A 17,585-nucleotide genomic window follows, 5' to 3' on the forward strand; every position below is an offset into this window, starting at 1 on the left:
GAGCCGAGCCCGGTATGCGGTGCGGGCTGTGCGACCCTTCTGCGCCGCCGAAGCGCGCAGCCTCAGGTGGATCAGGGCCGCGTGTGTTTGAGCGCAGCGAGTTTCACGCGGACCCCACCTGAGGCGAGCACTGCAGGGAAGCCCGAAGGGCCGGCGCAGCGGGGTCGCACAGCCCGCACCGCATACCGGGCGGCCCCTCCAAGACGCCCCCCACCCATCCAAACGAAATCACCGTAATCACCCCAAGGAGACCCACCCATGAAATTCCGCCGTTCCCTGTTAGCCCTCATGGCCGTAGCAGCCACCCTAGGCAGCTTCTCAGTAGCAGCCCCCGCGCAGACCTACAAGTCCGAATACAAGATGTCCCTGGTCCTAGGCCCCCCGACCCCCTGGGGTGAAGCGGGCCGCATCTGGGCCGACCTCGTGAAAGAGCGCACTCAAGGCCGCATCAACATCAAGCTCTACCCTGGTGTGTCGCTGATCCAGGGCGACCAGACGCGCGAGTTCAGCGCGCTACGGCAAGGCGTCATCGACATGGCTGTCGGCTCGACCATCAACTGGTCACCGCAGGTCAAGCAGCTCAACCTCTTTTCGATGCCTTTCCTGATGCCCGACTACGCAGCGGTCGATGCGCTCACGCAAGGCGACGTAGGCAAGGAAATCTTTGCGACCCTCGACAAGTCTGGCGTCGTGCCCCTGGCATGGGGTGAAAACGGCTTCCGCGAAATCACCAATTCGAAGAAGCCCATCAAGACGCCTGACGACTTGAAGGGCATGAAGATCCGGGTCGTCGGCTCGCCGATCTTCTCGGACATGTTTACCGCGCTGGGCGCCAATCCCACGCAGATGAGCTGGGCCGATGCGCAGCCCGCGCTCGCCAGCGGTGCCGTCGACGGGCAGGAAAACCCGCTGTTCCTCTTCACCGTGCTCAAGATGCACACCGTCGGGCAGAAGTTCGTGACCACCTGGGGCTACGTGTGCGATCCGCTCGTGTTCGTCGTCAACAAGGAAACCTGGGCTTCGTGGACGCCGGCCGATCAGGCGATCGTTCGCCAAGCCGCCATCGATGCCGGCAAACAGAACATCGCGCTCGCCCGCAAAGGACTGACCGGTGCGGACAAACCCGTGCTCAAGGACATTGCCGCGATGGGCGTCACAGTGACGCAACTGACGCCAGCCGAACGCGATGCTTTCGTGAAGGCGACACGCCCGGTCTACACCAAGTGGAAGTCGACCGTCGGCAACGATCTGGTCACGAAGGCCGAGCAGGCCGTCGCAGCGCGCAAGCAGTAAGAACCCATGCCACGCGGGCGCTCAGCCCGCGTGCTGCATGAAGCCGTCGAGCACATTGACGGCATTCGTTCCCACTTCTTCCACGGCATAGCCCCCTTCGAAAACGAAGACGGTCGGCAGGCCGGCGCGCGCAAGATCCTCGCCGATGCGAAGGTAGTCCGGCGTGGCGAGCGTGAAGCCCGCGACGGGATCACCTTCGAAAGTGTCCAGCCCCAGCGACACGACCAACGCGCCCGGCTTGAATTCAGCCACGCCACGAATCGCATCCTTCAAGGCATCCCGCCAGGCTGCGAAGCCCGTCCCGCGCGGCAGCGGCAGGTTGCGATTGAAGCCAAGCCCTTCACCGGCACCCCGCTCGTCGGCGTAGCCCAGGTAATACGGGTACTCCGTGTGCGGATCGCCATGAATGCTGGTGAACTGCACGTCGGCGCGGTCGTAGAAGATCGCCTGAGTGCCGTTTCCGTGGTGATAGTCGATGTCGAGGATCGCCACCCGCTCGACGCCCGCGTCACGAAGCGCCTGCGCTGCAATTGCCGCGTTGTTGAGAAAGCAGTAGCCGCCGAAGAAGTCCGCGCCCGCATGATGACCCGGCGGCCGCGTGAGCGCGAAGGCCGTGCGCTCGCCTTGCAGCACCCGCGCAGCTGCAGTCAATGCACAAGCGGCGCCCGCACGCGCGGCGGTCCAGGTGCCGCTGGTGAGTGGCGTACCCGCGTCATACGAGAACAAGCCCATGCGCGCAGGAAAGCTCGCGGGCAGCACGTCCGAGCGGAAAGTGCGGATCGGCCAATATGAAGGCAAGGCGTCGCGATGTGCATTGGCGGGGTCCAGCGCCACCCACTCGCTCCAGGCGTTCGCGAGGAAATCGAGATAGCGAGGCGCATGGACCCGGGCGATGGCGGCATCGTCGAAAGCGTCCGGCGTTTCAATAGCGCCCAGGTTGCGCTTGTTCAGCTCCCGCAGCACGAAGTCGGCGCGCGCTGGGACCTCGAAGCAAGGCACCAGTTCGCCGCGGAACATCTCGAACTTGCCCTGATGGAGCGCATGGCGGTCGTTGTAGATCGTCAGCACGTCCTAAGCCTCGCGCCGCGCTACCACAGGCTCGGTCTCCTGCACGGGCAGGGTCAGCACGACATGCGCTTCACGCGACCGCGCCAGCACCGGCGCAAGCGCGACGCCTGTGTGCGTGCCCAATTTCACGACTTCTTCCGGCGGYGCAGCGGCCACGACGCGCCCGCCCGCGTTGCCGCCTTCCGGACCCAGGTCGATCAGCCAGTCGGCCTCGGCGATCACGTCCAGGTCGTGCTCGATGACGATCACGCTGTGCCCGCCATTCACCAGGCGGTGCAGCACGTGGATCAGCTTTTCGACGTCGGCCATGTGCAGGCCGACCGTCGGCTCGTCAAGCACATACAGCGTGTGCGGCGCCTTGTTGCCGCGCCGGGTGACGTCGTCGCGCACCTTGCTGAGTTCGGTCACGAGCTTGATGCGCTGCGCCTCGCCGCCAGACAGCGTCGGCGACGGCTGGCCCAGCGTGAGATAGCCCAACCCCACGTCCTTGAGCAACTGCAGCGGATGGCTGATGTTGGGCATCGAAGCGAAGAACTCGACCGCTTCATCGACTTCCATCTGCAGGACATCGCCGATGCTCTTGCCGCGCCAGCTCACCGCCAGCGTCTCGGGATTGAAGCGCGCACCATGGCAAACCTCGCAAGGCACCTTCACGTCAGGCAGGAAGCTCATCTCGATGGTGCGCACGCCCGCGCCGTCGCAGCCGGGGCAGCGGCCTTCGCCGGTGTTGAAACTGAAGCGCGCCGGCCCGTAGCCGCGCGCCTTGGCCTCGAGCGTGTCGGCAAACAGCTTGCGGATGGTGTCCCAGAAGCCGATGTAGGTCGCCGGGCAACTGCGCGGGGTCTTGCCGATGGGCGTCTGGTCGACTTCGAGCACGCGGTCGATCGTCTCGTAGCCTTCGACCGAGCTGCATCCTGACCATGCGGGATGCTTGCCGGCAGCGTCCGCATCACGGCCGGCCTTGGTCATCCGCTGCACCACCACCGCATACACGTTGGCCAGCAACACGTCGCGCGCCAGCGTCGACTTGCCGGAACCGCTGACACCCGTCACCGCCACCAGGCGCCGCAGCGGCAGTGTCACCGTCACGTCCTTGAGGTTGTGAAGATCGGCTCCGCGCACCGAGAGCCAATCCGGCGCACCCGGCTCTGGCGGCGGCACCAGGCGCCGCGCCTGCAGCGGATGCTTGATCGCGTTGCGCAGATAGCGGCCCGTCTGCGAATCGCCCGCGTTCTGGATGTCGGAAACTGTGCCCTCCGCCACCAGCCGGCCGCCGCGCTTGCCCGCACTCGGACCGATGTCGATGATGTGATCGGCGCGGCGAATCGTGTCCTCGTCATGCTCCACGACCACCAGCGTATTGCCCTTGTCGCCCAGCTTGTGGAGCGCGTCGAGCAGGATCTGGTTGTCGCGCGCATGCAGGCCGATGGTGGGCTCGTCGAGCACGTAGCAGACGCCTTGCAGGTTACTGCCGAGTTGCGCCGCGAGGCGAATGCGCTGCGCCTCGCCGCCGCTCAACGTCGGCGCGCCGCGGTCAAGCGTGAGATAGCCCAGCCCCACCTCTTCGAGGAATTCGAGCCGGCTCTTGATCTCGGGAACCAGGTCGCGCGCGATCTCGGCCTCTCGGCCGGAGAGCTTCAAGCCTTCGAACCAAACGCGGATATCGCTCACGCTCATGCGTGCGATCTCGGTGATGCCGATGCCGCTCATGCCATCGGCTTCCGACGCTCCGAAACTCACTGCGCGCGCCGTTGCATTGAGCCGTGTGCCTTCGCAAGTCGGGCACACCACATCGCCCACGTCTTCAGCCTCGGGCTCGGCAAAGGTCTGCTCGCGCCCCTTCTGGTCGTCAGCCATCACCGAATCGTCGTAGACCTTGCGCTGCTCCTTCGTGAGCTTCACGCCGGTTCCCACGCAGTCCGGGCACCAGCCGTGCTTGCTGTTGTACGAGAACAGGCGCGGATCGAGTTCCGCATAGCTGGTGCTGCAAACCGGGCACGCACGCAGTGTCGAGAACACGTGCGCGCGTCCGATGCCATTGGTGGGCGCGCCCGCCATCATCGCGCCGCGCAGGCCGGTGAGATCGCTCAGCACATGCACCACGCCTTTGCCGTGTTCCAGCGCGCGCGTGAGCGCCTGGCGCAGCTCCGTCTCCTGCGACGGCAGCACATCCAGGCTTGCCACGGGCAGCTCGATGCTGTGCTCCTTGAAACGATCGATGCGCGGGAAGTTCGTCGTCGGCAAGAACGCGCCATCCACCCGCAGATGCGTATAGCCACGTGGACGCGCCCAGTCGGCGAGTTCGGTGTAGACGCCCTTGCGATTGCTCACCAGCGGCGCAAGCAGCCCGATGTGCTGGCCCTTGAAGTTCTTCAGCAACTGCGCGGCGATGCTGTCCGGCGTTTGCGGCTGCACGGCGGAGCCATCGTGAATGCAATGCTGGATGCCGAGCTTGACGTACAGCAGACGCAGGAAGTGCCACACCTCCGTGGTCGTGCCGACCGTGCTCTTGCGACCGCCGCGCGACAGGCGCTGCTCGATCGCGACTGTCGGCGGAATGCCATACACGGCATCCACTTCCGGACGGCCTGCGGGTTGCACGATGCTGCGCGCATAGGCGTTCAGCGATTCGAGATAACGCCGCTGCCCTTCGTTGAAAAGAATGTCGAAAGCCAACGTGGACTTGCCCGAGCCGCTGACACCGGTCACCACGCTGAACTTGCCCCGCGGGATGTCGACCGAGAGATGCTTCAGGTTGTGCTCCCGCGCATTCACGATCTGGATCGCTTCCCGGCCGGGCGCCGGTTGCGCGCGCGCTGCATACGACCGGGCTGCGCGCTCGGCCACCTTGTAGGCGCCCGGTCCGATGGCCAGTTCGTAATCCGCAAGGGCCGCGCCGGTGAGGGACGCACGGTTCTCGCGCACCTGCTCGGGCGTGCCGACCGCGACGATCTGCCCGCCGCCCTCGCCGCCTTCGGGCCCCAGGTCGATCAGCCAGTCGCTGGCGCGGATCACGTCGAGGTTATGTTCGATCACGACCAGCGAATGCCCGGCATCGAGCAGCTTGCGCAAGGCCCGCATCAGGCGTGCGATGTCATCGAAGTGCAGGCCGGTCGTGGGCTCGTCGAAAAGAAACAGCGTCCCCTTGCGCGCGAGCGGTTGCTTGCTTGCGCTACCGCTCTTCGCAGCTTCGGCCAGAAAGCCCGCGAGCTTGAGCCGCTGCGCCTCGCCCCCACTCAGCGTGGGCACCGGCTGGCCGAGCTTCACATAGTCGAGCCCCACGTCGACGATGGGCTGCAGCGTCCGCAGCACGTCCCGGTCGGCCCCAAACGCCGCGGCCGCTTCCGCGACGGTGAGATCTAGCACATCCGCCACGTTGACGCTGCGGCCGCCACGCTCGATGGTGACTTCAAGAATCTCCGGCCGATAGCGCTTGCCATCGCAATCGGGGCAGCGAAGATAGACGTCCGAGAGAAACTGCATCTCGACGTGCTCGAAGCCCGAGCCCCCGCAGGTCGGGCAGCGTCCGTCGCCGCTGTTGAAGCTGAACTTCGATGCGGTGTAGCCCCGCTGCCGCGAGAGCGCCGCCGTCGCAAAAATTTCGCGGATGGCATCCCATGCACCGACATAGCTCGCGGGATTGGAGCGCGCCGTCTTGCCGATCGGCGACTGGTCGACAAAGACTACATCGCTCAGGTGATCGGCGCCCAGCAGGCGGTCGTGCGCGCCCGGCGATTCGGTCGCCCTGCCGAAGTGCCGCATCAGCGCCGGTGCGAGCACGTCCTGCACCAGCGTCGACTTGCCCGAACCGCTCACGCCGGTGATGCACACCAGCCGCGACAACGGCAGCTCGACCGTCACGTTCTGCAGGTTGTGCTCGCGCACGCCCTCCAGGATGAGGCGCGGCGTGTTCTCGCTCACCATGCGGCGGAAGCCCATGCCGATCTGCTTGCGTCCGCCGAGGTATTGGCCTGTCAGCGTGTCGGCATCGCGCAGCGCGTCGGTGCTGCCGTCGAACACCACTTGTCCGCCGCGCACGCCCGGGCCGGGTCCCATGTCGATCACGCGATCGGCAGCGAGCATGACCGCGGGGTCGTGCTCCACGACGACGAGCGTGTTGCCCGCGTCCCGCAGGCGCAGCATCGCCTCGGTGATGCGGTTCATGTCGCGCGGATGGAGCCCGATGCTGGGCTCGTCGAGCACGAAGAGCGTGTTGACCAACGACGTGCCGAGCGCCGTCGTGAGGTTGATGCGCTGCACTTCACCGCCGCTCAGCGTTCGGCTCTGGCGGTCCAGCGTGAGGTAGCCGATGCCGACGTCGTGCAGATAGCGCAAGCGCGTCGTGATCTCTTCGAACAACAGCTTGAGCGCCTGCACATCGCCGTCGCTCGCCGTGCTGCCATTGCCGTGGCGGTGGCTTTCGATGCCATCGAAGAAGCGCCGCAGGCGCTCGATGGGCAGCAGCATGAGGTCATGCAGGCACAGGCCCGGAAGTGCTTCGAGTTGCGCGCGCGACCATTTGGTGCCAACTGGCATGAAGCGCTTCGCGGGGTCGAGCACGGCGTCGGCGTCCTGCTTGCTGCCGATGCGCCACAGCAGGCTGTCGAGCTTGAGCCGCGCGCCCGCACAGGTCGGGCATGGGGTGTAGCTGCGGTACTTCGACAAGAGCACCCGGATGTGCATCTTGTACGCCTTGCTCTCCAGGTAGCCGAAGAAGCGGCGCACGCCATACCACTGCTTGCTCCAGTTGCCTTCCTTGTAGTTGGGCGTGCCTTCGATCACCCAGTGCTTCTGTTCGTCGGTCAGCTTGTTCCAGGGCGTGTCGCGCGGAATGCCGGCGGCCTCCGCGTGACGCATGAGGTCGTCCTGCGCCTCTTTCCATGCTGGTGTCTGGATGGTCTTGATTGCACCTGCGCGCAGCGTGAGCTTGTCGTTCGGGATCACGAGCCCGAGATCGACACCGATCACCCGGCCGAATCCGCGGCAGGTTTCGCACGCACCCACTGCCGAGTTGAAAGAGAACATCGACGGGAGCGGATCGCCATAGCGAATGTCGCTCTCGGGGCAATGCAGGCCGGTGGAGAACTTCCAGACATCGGGCGCAGCGCCTTCATCGCCGGACAAGGCATAGACCGTGAGCCGCCCACTGCCGCGCTTGAGGGCCACCTCGATGGCTTCGACGACACGGGCTCTCTCGGCCCCGGCCATGCGAAAGCGATCAGCCACGACGTCGAGCACTTTGCGTGGCCCCGTCGGCGTTGCAACATCGCGCTCGGCCTGCACCCGCGTGAAGCCGCTGGCGGACAGCCATTGCGTGACTTCCTCGGCCGAAGTGCTGGCGGGCAGTTCGACCGGAAAGGTCAGCACCACGCGCGGATCGCCTGCCGCGGCAGCGCGAGAGACCAGTTCGGCGTAGATCGAATCCGGCGAATCGTGCCGCACCGCCAGCGCGGTCTCGCGGTCGAAAAGCTGCGCGGCACGCGCGAAGAGCAGCTTCAGATGGTCGTTCAGCTCCGTCATCGTGCCCACGGTGGAGCGGGACGATCGCACCGGATTGGTCTGGTCGATGGCAATGGCGGGCGGCACTCCTTCGACCTTGTCGACGGCGGGCTTGTCCATTCGGTCCAGGAACTGTCGGGCGTAGGCCGAGAAAGTCTCCACGTACCGCCGCTGGCCTTCCGCGTAGAGCGTGTCGAACACCAGGCTCGACTTGCCGGAACCGCTCGGGCCGGTGACCACCGTCATCTCGCCGGTGCGGATGTCGAGATCGAGGTTCTGGAGGTTGTGCTGACGTGCACCGCGAATCCGGATGAAGCCCTGTGTCATGAATGCCTTGCGGGATAGGGCAGACATTCTAGGAACCTGGCGAGGCTTTCGCTTGCGGCGGTGGCGTAACGCGCACGGTCATGCAGGGGCATCTCTGGCGAGGACGGCATTGCAGCAGAACAGGCTGGGGCGGCCAGGTTGTAGGCAGATTCACACGTATTTGCAGGCGGCTTTGATCGCGTACCCTACAAATGCCCGCCTCACGTTTGAAGGACGGCGGGCTTTTCGCAACAAATAACCAGGGAGTTCACATGACACCAGAAGAAACGCTTCAACATTGGATCGCAGATGAGCAGGCCGTTCTCGAACGTCTGCAAAGAGGTCGGGGCTCTGCCATCGCGCACCCCGAAGAACTCGCCGGCAAATCCGGACTTGAGGTTATGCAGCAAATGATGGGCGGAGAGTTGCCGTACGCCGAGTGCGCGAAATCGCTAAGCTTCTTCGCGATCAAGGCTGCCCCCCACGTACGGCCAACTCAATCCGATGGGCGCCATTCAGGGAGGATGGATCGGCTCCATCCCCGACTCGGCGTTCGGCTGCGCCGTTCTGTCTTCACTGCCTCCAGGCCAAGCGTACTCAACAAGTGGCCTCGACATCGGGTATCGACAGTTCCTGACACTGAAAACGTCGCGCGTGCGCGTCGAAGTTCGGCTCACATGCACAGAGGGGCGAGATGCGTTTGGCGAGGCGAGTTTGTATGGCCCCGACGAGACCATCTACGCCGAAAGCTCCACGACATGCCGCCTTGTGGGGATTCCTGTCAGGTCGTAGCGCCGACCGTTCGATCGTGCCGGATTGGCTCGGGAAAACAAGATCGATCCAGCTTGCTACGAGGTGATAGACGCTTCGGTTCGCGCAACGGATCGATGCGAGCCGTCGCTGAACTCACCACGAGCGCCTTCTTCTTCACCAGCGCACTGGATATCAATGCACGGCACTCGCGACAGTGCGTCGACGCCTTGTGCGCATCACTGCGGCATGCGCAAGGCGTCGATCACACCGCCGCAGGCAATGAAGCCTAGAGCCTGCTAACACCATCCAAGTCCGTCGCCGATCAGCGTCGCGACTTCCACTCCACCTTTTTTCTCGATGCCGAGTCGCATTCGAGCGGAACCACTTGTAGGAAACGTAGCAAACATGATTCTTCTGGAAAAACTCAAGGGCGACAGCTCCCCTTTGCCGCCTCGGCCCTCGACGAAGGCGTTGGCATTCGCCTGGTTAGGCGGTTTTCTGATCATTGCCATCCTGGCCTGCTTGACCAATTGGTTGACCGTGGCAATGGTGCTTGGGTCCTTCGGCGCATCGTGCGTCCTGGTGTTCGGCTATCCCGAAGCGCCCTTCTCCCAGCCTCGAAACGTCGTTGTCGGCCACTTCCTCAGCTCACTCGTCGGACTGGTTTGCATGCAGATGTTCGGGGCGCAGTGGTGGTCAGTTTCCATCGCGGTCGGAACGGCCATCGCGCTGATGATGGTCACACGCACCGTACATCCGCCGGCCGGATCGAATCCCGTCATTGCGTTCCTGGGTGACCCCGGATGGGGTTTTCTGCTCTTCCCCACGCTGGTCGGCGCGATCTGCATCGTGGCCTTCGCGCTTGTGTACAACAACGTGACTCGAACAGATCGGTATCCAAAGTACTGGTGATCGCGGCTTCGCCCTAGGAAGACATGAAGGGGCTTGCCTGCGGCGGCGCAAGGTTGCTCGCCGCGCGGGGCTTCTACTGCGCTACCGTGCAGGGCCTCGCCCGACAACGCACGGGCGCACTTACACGCGGACACACATGACCTACCTCGTCGACGAAGAAATCACCTTCCGGAAGCTGGAGATCCTGCTTGTGTTCATGGAGACAGGGAATCTCGCGCGCACCGCCGAGCGCCTGGACACCAGCACCGTGAGCGTGCATCGGGCGCTGCACTCGCTGGAGACGGGTGCCCGCTGCGCGCTGTTCCGGCTCGAAGGGCGCAATTTGCTCCCCACCGACGCCGCCAAGGCGCTCGCAGACGTTGCGCGCGAGGTGCTGCGCACGATGTCGGACGGCATCCGTGCGACACGCGAGGTCGCGGGCTACTCGGCCGACCGCATTCGCATCGGATCGCTCTATTCGCTCACGAGCCGGACCGTTCCGAAGGTCATCATGGCGATGAAGCTGCGCAAGCCCGACCTTCACACCGAACTCGTCCTGGGCTCGAACGCCGACCTGCTGCAGAAGCTGCGCGATGGCGCGGTCGACGCCGTGCTGATGGCCATCCCCGGGGAAGCGTCCGATGTGGAGTCGGAGCCGCTCTTCGAAGACGACATCTTCTTCGCCGCGCCGCTCGGCTCCCGCTATGCGGAGATGGCTGAAATCGATCTCGGCGCTTGCGCGCAGGAACGCTTTGTCAGCCTGTCGGAAGGCTTCATCACGTACAGCGGCTTCATGGAATCCTTTCGCATTGCCGACTTCACGCCCGACGTGGTGATGAAGACGGGCGACATCTTCTCGCTGATGAATCTCGTGAGCGGCGGCGTCGGGTTCACCTTGCTGCCCGGGCGCGTGCGCGGCGCACTGCCGCCCAACGTGCGATTGATTCCGTTGCAGGCGCGGTATCTCGTGCGGCAGACCATTGCAGTGAACTTCCTGCGCACCCGCGAGCGCGATCCCAATCTCCTGGCCCTGCTGGCGGTCTGCCGCACATCGAAAACCGAGCTCTCCTGAGCGCGTCCCCGCGACATCGTCGCTGCAGGGTTTACCCGCGACCGTTTCGCGCAGCGTAAGCATCGCGAACCCTCCTTAATTGATTGCGCAGAGGGGCGCCGGTACCTTTCGTCTCCATAGCGCAGCAACTTCAAGCGGCGCAAACAAGGAGACAACCGCATGATCATTCTCGGTACCGCCCTGCTGGCCTTGTGCCACCTGCTGGGCATCTTTCTCGGCGATCTGCTGGGGCAGTTGCTTGGCGTCAAGACCAATGTCGGCGGCGTCGGCATCGCGATGCTGCTGCTGATCTTCGCGCGCATCTACATGCAGAAGCGAAACATGCTGCCCAAGCTGACGGAACTCGGGGTGGAGTACTGGGGGGCGATGTACATCCCCGTCGTCGTCGCCATGGCGGCACAGCAGGACATGGTGTCCGCCTTGCGCGGCGGCCCGGTCGCGGTGCTTTCGGCCATTGCAGCGGTTGCAGTCTGCGCCTGCGTCATCGCGGTGATCAACCGCTCCGAACGGCCTGCTGTCGAGGCCGAGAGCATTCCCATGCTGCACGACAACCCCTTGCTGACCGAAGCGGAGTGATTGACATGATCGAAATCCTCGAAAAAGCCGCCATCCAGAACGGCCTCGTCACGGCCTTTGCAGTGGTCGGGCTGATCATCCTGCTCTCGGGCCAGATCTCGCGCCGGCTGACCTTCGGCCGCGTGCATGGCTCGGCCATCGCGATCGTGATCGGCCTGGCGCTCGCCTACTGGGGCGGCACGCAGACGGGCGGTCACAAGGGCATTGCCGACATGTCGCTGTTCGGAGGCATCGGACTCATGGGCGGGGCCATGCTGCGCGACTTCGCGATCGTCGCGACGGCCTTCGAAGTGCAAGCGACCGAGGCACGCAAGGCAGGCTTGATCGGCGTGGTGTCACTGCTGCTCGGCACGGTGCTGCCCTTCATCGTCGGCGCCGCCATTGCGTGGAGCTTCGGCTATTCAGACGCGGTGAGCATGACCACCATCGGCGCCGGCGCGGTCACCTACATCGTCGGTCCGGTCACCGGCGCCGCGATCGGTGCGACCCCCGACGTCATGGCGCTGAGCATCGCGACGGGGCTGGTGAAGGCCATCATCGTGATGGTCGGCACACCCATCGCGGCGCGTTTCCTGGCGCTGAAGACACCGCGCTCGGCGATGGTCTTCGGTGGATTGGCGGGCACCGTCAGCGGCGTTTCCGCCGGACTTGCCGCCACCGACCGAAAGCTGGTGCCTTACGGCGCACTGGTCGCGACCTTTCATACCGGGCTTGGTTGCCTGCTGGGCCCCTCGTTGCTGTTTTTTGCCACCAAGGCTCTGGTCGGCTGAGGATTCACCATGGACCGTATCAACTGGAACACCAGGGCGGACAACCGAGCGGCGCGTCTTGCACGAGCGGCTGCCGCACTTGGCAGGCAACTCACCGGCAAGCGCGTGGCCACCGAGGCGATCGGCACATTGCTCGAAGCCGTCCTGGAGCCTGGCGACCGCGTCTGCCTCGAAGGCAACAACCAGAAGCAGGCCGACTTCCTGGCGCGAGCGCTGGTGCAGGTCGACCCCACGCGGGTGCACGGCCTGCACATGGTGCAATCGGTTCTCGCGCTGCCGGAGCACCTCGACGTGTTCGAGAACGGCGTCGCATCCCGACTCGACTTCAGCTTCTCGGGCCCGCAGGGCGCAAGGCTCGCCAAGCTGGTCTCCGAAGGGCGCATCGAGATCGGTGCCATTCACACCTACCTCGAACTGTTTGCGCGCTACTTCGTCGACCTCACGCCGCAGGTGGCGCTGGTGGCGGCGCACGCGGCCGATGCCGAAGGCAACCTCTACACCGGCCCCAACACCGAAGACACGCCGGTGATCGTCGAAGCCACCGCCTTCTCGGGCGGCATCGTCATCGCGCAGGTCAACGAGCTTGTCGACGGAGCGACCACCACGCTGCCGCGCATCGACATTCCGGCCGATTGGGTGAGCTTCGTCGTGAAGGCGCCGCGGCCCAATTTCATCGAACCGCTGTTCACGCGCGACCCCGCGCAAATCAGCGAAATACAGGTGCTGATGGCGATGATGGCCATCAAGGGCATCTACGCCGAATACGGCGTGCAGCGCCTCAACCACGGCATCGGCTTCGACACCGCCGCCATCGAGTTGCTGCTGCCGACCTATGGCGAGTCGCTCGGCCTCAAGGGAAAGATCGGCAAGCACTGGGCGTTGAATCCGCACCCGGCGCTGATTCCCGCCATTGAGGCGGGCTGGGTGCAATCGGTGCACTCCTTCGGCTCGGAGCTCGGGATGGAAGACTACATCCGTGCGCGATCGGACATCTTCTTCACGGGCCCGGATGGCAGCCTGCGCAGCAATCGCGCGCTGTGCCAGGCGGCGGGGCACTACGCGTGCGACCTGTTCATCGGCTCGACGCTGCAGGTCGATCTCGACGGCAACAGCTCGACAGCAACGCTGGGGCGCATCGCCGGCTTTGGCGGCGCGCCGAACATGGGGGCCGATGCGCGCGGCCGCCGCCACGCGAGTCCGGCATGGCTCAAGGCGGGACGCGAGGCGCGCAACGGCCGCACCGGCGCGGCCGGCACGCCGCGCGGACAGAAGCTGGTCGTGCAGATGGTGGAGACCTTCCGTGAGCACATGCAGCCGGCCTTTGTCGAGCGGCTCGATGCCTGGCAGCTCGCCGAACAAGCCCGAATGGAGTTGCCGCCTGTGATGATCTACGGCGAAGACGTCTCGCACATCCTCACGGAAGAAGGCATTGCGAACCTGCTGCTGTGCCGCAACGACGCGGAGCGCGAGCAGGCGATCCGTGGGGTGGCCGGCTATACCGCCGTCGGGCTGGCGCGCGATCGGCGGGCGGTCGAGAACCTGCGCGATCGCGGTGTCATCCGCCGACCGGAAGACCTGGGCATCGATCCACGCCAGGCCACGCGCAACCTGCTGGCGGCGCGCAGCATGCGCGACCTGGTGCGTGCTTCGGGCGGGCTCTACCAGCCGCCGCGTCGATTCAGGAACTGGTGACATGCAGCTCACCCCCAGCCTCGCCCACTTCGTGTGGCTCGGACACCCCCTTGCAGGGGGCAATCCCGGCGGCCCGGCAGAGCCGGTTCCGCGGGATTTCTGGCCGCGCTTGTGGCGGTTTCATGCGTCGCTCACAGCGCGCAAAGTCACGGAGCATCAATCATGACAATTCCCGCGGGGCTTGAAGCTCTCGATTTCGTCTTCTCGGGCAGCCGGCCTGCAGGCAGCTTTGCGCCCGTGCTGGTGGGGGTCGTCGGGTCCGGCAACCTCGAGGTGCTGCTCGAGGCGTCCGCCGGCGACGACTGCAGGGTGCGCGTCGAGACTTCGGCGCGGGGCTTCGGCCCGATCTGGGAGGCTGTGCTCGGCGACTTCCACGAGCGCCATCCGCTGGCGGGCGTTCGCATTTCCATCAACGACATGGGTGCGACGCCTGCCGTCGTCAGCTTGCGACTCGACCAGGCCGTGGCTGAATTGCCGACTGCGGCGCAAGGAGGCCAGCCATGATCAGCTTTGCCGAATGCTCGGCGCGAGAACGGCTCGCGTTGCTGCTCGACACGGACAGTTTTCATGAATGGCTGCCGCCGGCCGAGCGGCACACCAGCCCGCATCTCGCGCAACTCGGCGTGCCCTCGTCTTTCGATGACGGCGTGGCGATCGGCCGGGCCAGGCTCGGCGGGCACGATGTGTTCGTGGCCGCGCAGGAAGGCGCCTTCATGGGCGGAGGTGTCGGCGAGGTGCATGGTGCCAAGCTGGTCGGGTTGCTGCGCCGTGCGCTGCGGGACAGGCCATCGGCCGTGGTGCTGCTGGCGGACTCGGGCGGCGTGCGCCTGCACGAGGCCAACGCCGGGTTGATCGCCGTGTCCGAAGTCATGCGCGCGGTGCTTGATGTTCGCGCCGCGGGCCTGCCGGTGATCGTGCTGATCGGCGGCGCCAACGGATGCTTCGGCGGCATGGGCATCGTGGCGCGCTGCGCCGACTGGATTGTGATGAGCGACGTCGGGCGGCTCGCGATGTCGGGCCCCGAAGTGATCGAGGCATCGCATGGCGTCGAGGAATACGACTCGCGGGATCGTGCGCTCGTGTGGCGCACCACGGGTGGCAAGCATCGCTGGCTGACTGGGGATTGCGACATGCTCGTGGAAGACGATGTGGCCGCCTTCCGCAAGGCTGCGCTCAATGCCATCCACATGGCAAAGCCCGTGACGCTGGCTTCGTTGGAACACGAACATGCCCTGCTTGCAGCGCGCATGCAATTGCTGCCGGCTGCCGACCCGGAACTCGACGATGCCACCGCGCTGTGGTCGCGCCTGGGCATCCCTGAGGCCCAACGTGTGCCTGAACTGGATGTGGCTGCGGTGCGCGCACTGCTTCCCCAATGAGGACCGAAACCATGGACTGGAATCTTCTCGCCACCCGGCTCTTCGGAGCCGAACACGGCATCACCGCAGACGGCGATTTCCTGCAAGGCACTGCGCGATTCGATGGGCATCCCATCGCCGTCATCGGCACGACGAACCACGCGCCGATCGGCGTCAAGCTCGCATTGGCGCAGGCGCGCTTGGTGCTGGACACCATCGCCCGGCATCCGCAGCGGCCGATCCTTCTGCTGATCGACACGCAGGGCCAGCAACTGCGGCGGCGCGACGAACTGCTCGGCATCAATCGCGCCATGGCGCACCTCGGAGCGAGCATCGATCTGGCACGAAGGCTGGGCCATCGCGTGATCGGGCTGGTGTACGACCAGGCGCTCTCCGGTGGCTTCATCACGTCGGGCCTGATCGCCGACGGTTGCTACGCGCTGCCCGAAGCCGAGATCCGTGTGATGCGCATCCCGGCGATGGCGCGCGTGACCAAGTTGCCCGAGGACATGCTCAATGCGCTCTCGCAGTCGAACCCGGTCTTTGCGCCCGGCGTGTCGAACTACGTCGCGATGGGCGGCGTGCGCTCACTGTGGGATGGAAACCTGCCCGCCGCCCTTCGGGATGCGCTGGCGCACACGCCGCGCGAAGACGTGCGCGCTGTCGACGGCGCCGAGCGCGGCGGGCGGCGATTGGCCGCGGCCATCACCCAGCGCGTGCTGGACGCAGCCTGAGGTCCGCACATGATGCCGCTGCGCCGCCATCGATTGGTCTACTTGTCCGACGCGGGCTGGGCCGGTATTCGCACCCGCGCATGGGACACGCAGGCACAGGCCTGCATCGATCACTGGTCGCTGCACCGACTGCCCCTGGTCGTCACACGACAGCCTGCGTGCAACGAGTCATGTGACGCACCGATCGCGCTCGGCTTGCCGGCCCCCCTGCGATGGGACCGGCGGCGCATCGCCGTCCATGTGCCGCGCAGCGCCATCGCGTGGTTCGACGAATTCCCGCGTGCATCCGAAGCGGCAACGCTCCTGCCACGCGCACCGCGTTCGGCGTGGCGCACGCTGGAGCGCGCTCTTGCCGACTGCGGGGCGCCCGCACGCGTGTACGGCAGCTATGGCTGGCATTTGTTGACCGGGCTGGAGTACTTGCGTGACGGCTCCGATATCGACATATGGATCGCAGTCGGCGACGCCGATCATGCGGACACGGTCGCTCACCATCTGGAGCGGTTGACACCCAGGCATCCGCGGCTCGATGGCGAGCTCGTGTTCGATGACGGAACTGCGGTCGCCTGGCGCGAATGGAGTGCCTGGCGCGCCGGCCGGGCGCGCCATCTGCTCGTGAAGCGCTTGCATGGCGCAGCGATGGCAGACGCGGCCTTCCTGCGCCGGCATGCGCACGTTCTGGAGATGGCCGCATGAACACGTCCGCGACTCGACGCACTGCGCAGCGGGCGCACGAGCGACGCCTTGCCGCAGCCGACATCGGACGCGCCGCCACACTTGCGTTGCACGACGAACTGGAACTCGCCCCCAAGCCGGGACTGGTGTCCTTCGTCGACAGCGGCAGTCACACGGACATGGATGCGCACACGTTCATGCGCAGCCTGTTCGCGCTGCGCCGCTATTTCGTGCAGATCAGTGCCTTGGGCGAAGCTCATGCGCCCTTCGAAGCGCTGGAGCGTTGCGGCATCGCTGCCGAGCAATGCATGTTGGCGGCCACGGGAGGCATCAACACCCATCGTGGCGCAATCTTCACGCTCGGCCTGCTGTGCGCTTCGGCGGGCGCCCTCGTTCGCAGTGGTGTGCCGCTCAGTCCCGAGGCGTTGCGCGAATCGCTGCGCCGGCATTGGGGTGATGCACTGCATGCACGCAGCCGGCGCGTCTCGACACTCCCGGGAGGCATTGCAGCGCAGCGGCACGGCTTGCGCAGTGCCTCGCAAGAGGCTGCGCTTGCATTCCCGGTGCTGTTCGAGAGCGCCATCCCTGCGCTCGCGGATGCACAGCGGCGCGGGTTGGGCGCAAGACCTGCGCGCATCGACACCTTGTTCGCCGCGATGGCAACGCTGGATGACAGCAACCTCGCACATCGCGGCGGGCTTGCCGGACTGCGGTACGCACAAAGCGCCGCACGCGGGTATCTCGCCGATGGCGGCGCCGCACGCGACCATCGATTCGAAGCCGCATCGGAGATTCACAGCGACTTCGTCTCGCGGCGGCTATCGCCTGGTGGTGCCGCCGACACATTGGCCGCAGCGTGCTGGATGCGCCGCGTCTGCGAGACCATCTGAAGACCCGT

General features: G+C 65.6%; 14 protein-coding genes. 12 read left to right on the forward strand and 2 right to left on the reverse strand.

Going from position 1 to position 17,585, the window contains the following annotated elements; translation table 11 throughout:
* Positions 1–258 precede the first annotated feature (258 nt).
* Positions 259–1,293 carry a DctP family TRAP transporter solute-binding subunit gene (locus AC1DMA_RS28510; protein WP_478146252.1) on the forward strand — a complete coding sequence of 345 codons (1,035 nt, stop codon included), beginning with the start codon at positions 259–261 and terminating at the stop codon, positions 1,291–1,293.
* Positions 1,294–1,314: 21 nt separating this feature from the next.
* On the opposite strand, the gene AC1DMA_RS28515 is transcribed toward AC1DMA_RS28510, so the two are convergent.
* Both AC1DMA_RS28515 and uvrA read right to left on the reverse strand, forming a co-directional pair.
* The gene (locus AC1DMA_RS28515) at positions 1,315–2,361 is read right to left on the reverse strand and encodes a histone deacetylase family protein (RefSeq protein WP_478146253.1); all 1,047 of its coding nucleotides are present in this window, start codon (positions 2,359–2,361) and stop codon (positions 1,315–1,317) included.
* 3 nt (positions 2,362–2,364) lie between these two features.
* Positions 2,365–8,187: an excinuclease ABC subunit UvrA gene (gene uvrA / locus AC1DMA_RS28520; protein ID WP_478146307.1), complete on the reverse strand. Its 5,823-nt coding sequence runs from the start codon at positions 8,185–8,187 to the stop codon at positions 2,365–2,367.
* A gap of 866 nt (positions 8,188–9,053) precedes the next feature.
* On the opposite strand from uvrA, the gene AC1DMA_RS28525 reads away from it, so the two are divergent.
* The 11 genes from AC1DMA_RS28525 to AC1DMA_RS28575 all read left to right on the forward strand — a co-directional run bounded on the left by AC1DMA_RS28525 (position 9,054) and on the right by AC1DMA_RS28575 (position 17,577).
* Positions 9,054–9,209: a hypothetical protein gene (locus AC1DMA_RS28525; protein WP_478146254.1), complete on the forward strand. Its 156-nt coding sequence runs from the start codon at positions 9,054–9,056 to the stop codon at positions 9,207–9,209.
* A 115-nt stretch (positions 9,210–9,324) separates the two neighbouring features.
* Positions 9,325–9,831 (forward strand): HPP family protein, encoded by a 507-nt coding sequence (locus tag AC1DMA_RS28530; RefSeq protein ID WP_478125912.1) that lies wholly within the window; start codon positions 9,325–9,327, stop codon positions 9,829–9,831.
* A gap of 136 nt (positions 9,832–9,967) precedes the next feature.
* Entirely contained in the window at positions 9,968–10,882 is a 915-nt protein-coding gene (locus tag AC1DMA_RS28535) for a LysR substrate-binding domain-containing protein (protein WP_478125911.1), read from the forward strand.
* Between the two features lie 159 nt (positions 10,883–11,041).
* Positions 11,042–11,458, forward strand: a complete 417-nt coding sequence (gene madL / locus AC1DMA_RS28540; RefSeq protein ID WP_478125910.1) for a malonate transporter subunit MadL — start codon at positions 11,042–11,044, stop codon at positions 11,456–11,458.
* A 5-nt stretch (positions 11,459–11,463) separates the two neighbouring features.
* Positions 11,464–12,228: a malonate transporter subunit MadM gene (madM, locus tag AC1DMA_RS28545; protein ID WP_478125909.1), complete on the forward strand. Its 765-nt coding sequence runs from the start codon at positions 11,464–11,466 to the stop codon at positions 12,226–12,228.
* A 9-nt stretch (positions 12,229–12,237) separates the two neighbouring features.
* A complete protein-coding gene (gene mdcA, locus AC1DMA_RS28550; RefSeq protein ID WP_478146255.1) occupies positions 12,238–13,920 on the forward strand; it encodes a malonate decarboxylase subunit alpha in 1,683 nt (560 codons plus the stop codon).
* 159 nt (positions 13,921–14,079) lie between these two features.
* Entirely contained in the window at positions 14,080–14,424 is a 345-nt protein-coding gene (mdcC, locus tag AC1DMA_RS28555) for a malonate decarboxylase acyl carrier protein (protein ID WP_478146308.1), read from the forward strand.
* Positions 14,421–15,299: a biotin-independent malonate decarboxylase subunit beta gene (locus AC1DMA_RS28560; protein WP_478146256.1), complete on the forward strand. Its 879-nt coding sequence runs from the start codon at positions 14,421–14,423 to the stop codon at positions 15,297–15,299. Before mdcC ends, AC1DMA_RS28560 begins: the two co-directional genes overlap by 4 nt.
* Before the next feature lie 11 nt (positions 15,300–15,310).
* Positions 15,311–16,012, forward strand: coding sequence for a biotin-independent malonate decarboxylase subunit gamma (locus tag AC1DMA_RS28565; protein WP_478146257.1), 702 nt, complete (start codon positions 15,311–15,313; stop codon positions 16,010–16,012).
* A gap of 9 nt (positions 16,013–16,021) precedes the next feature.
* Entirely contained in the window at positions 16,022–16,708 is a 687-nt protein-coding gene (gene mdcG, locus AC1DMA_RS28570; RefSeq protein ID WP_478146258.1) for a malonate decarboxylase holo-[acyl-carrier-protein] synthase, read from the forward strand.
* Positions 16,705–17,577, forward strand: a complete 873-nt coding sequence (locus tag AC1DMA_RS28575; protein WP_478146259.1) for a triphosphoribosyl-dephospho-CoA synthase — start codon at positions 16,705–16,707, stop codon at positions 17,575–17,577. Before mdcG ends, AC1DMA_RS28575 begins: the two co-directional genes overlap by 4 nt.
* Positions 17,578–17,585 lie beyond the last annotated feature (8 nt).

The organism is Variovorax sp. 05N34, from assembly GCF_056397405.1.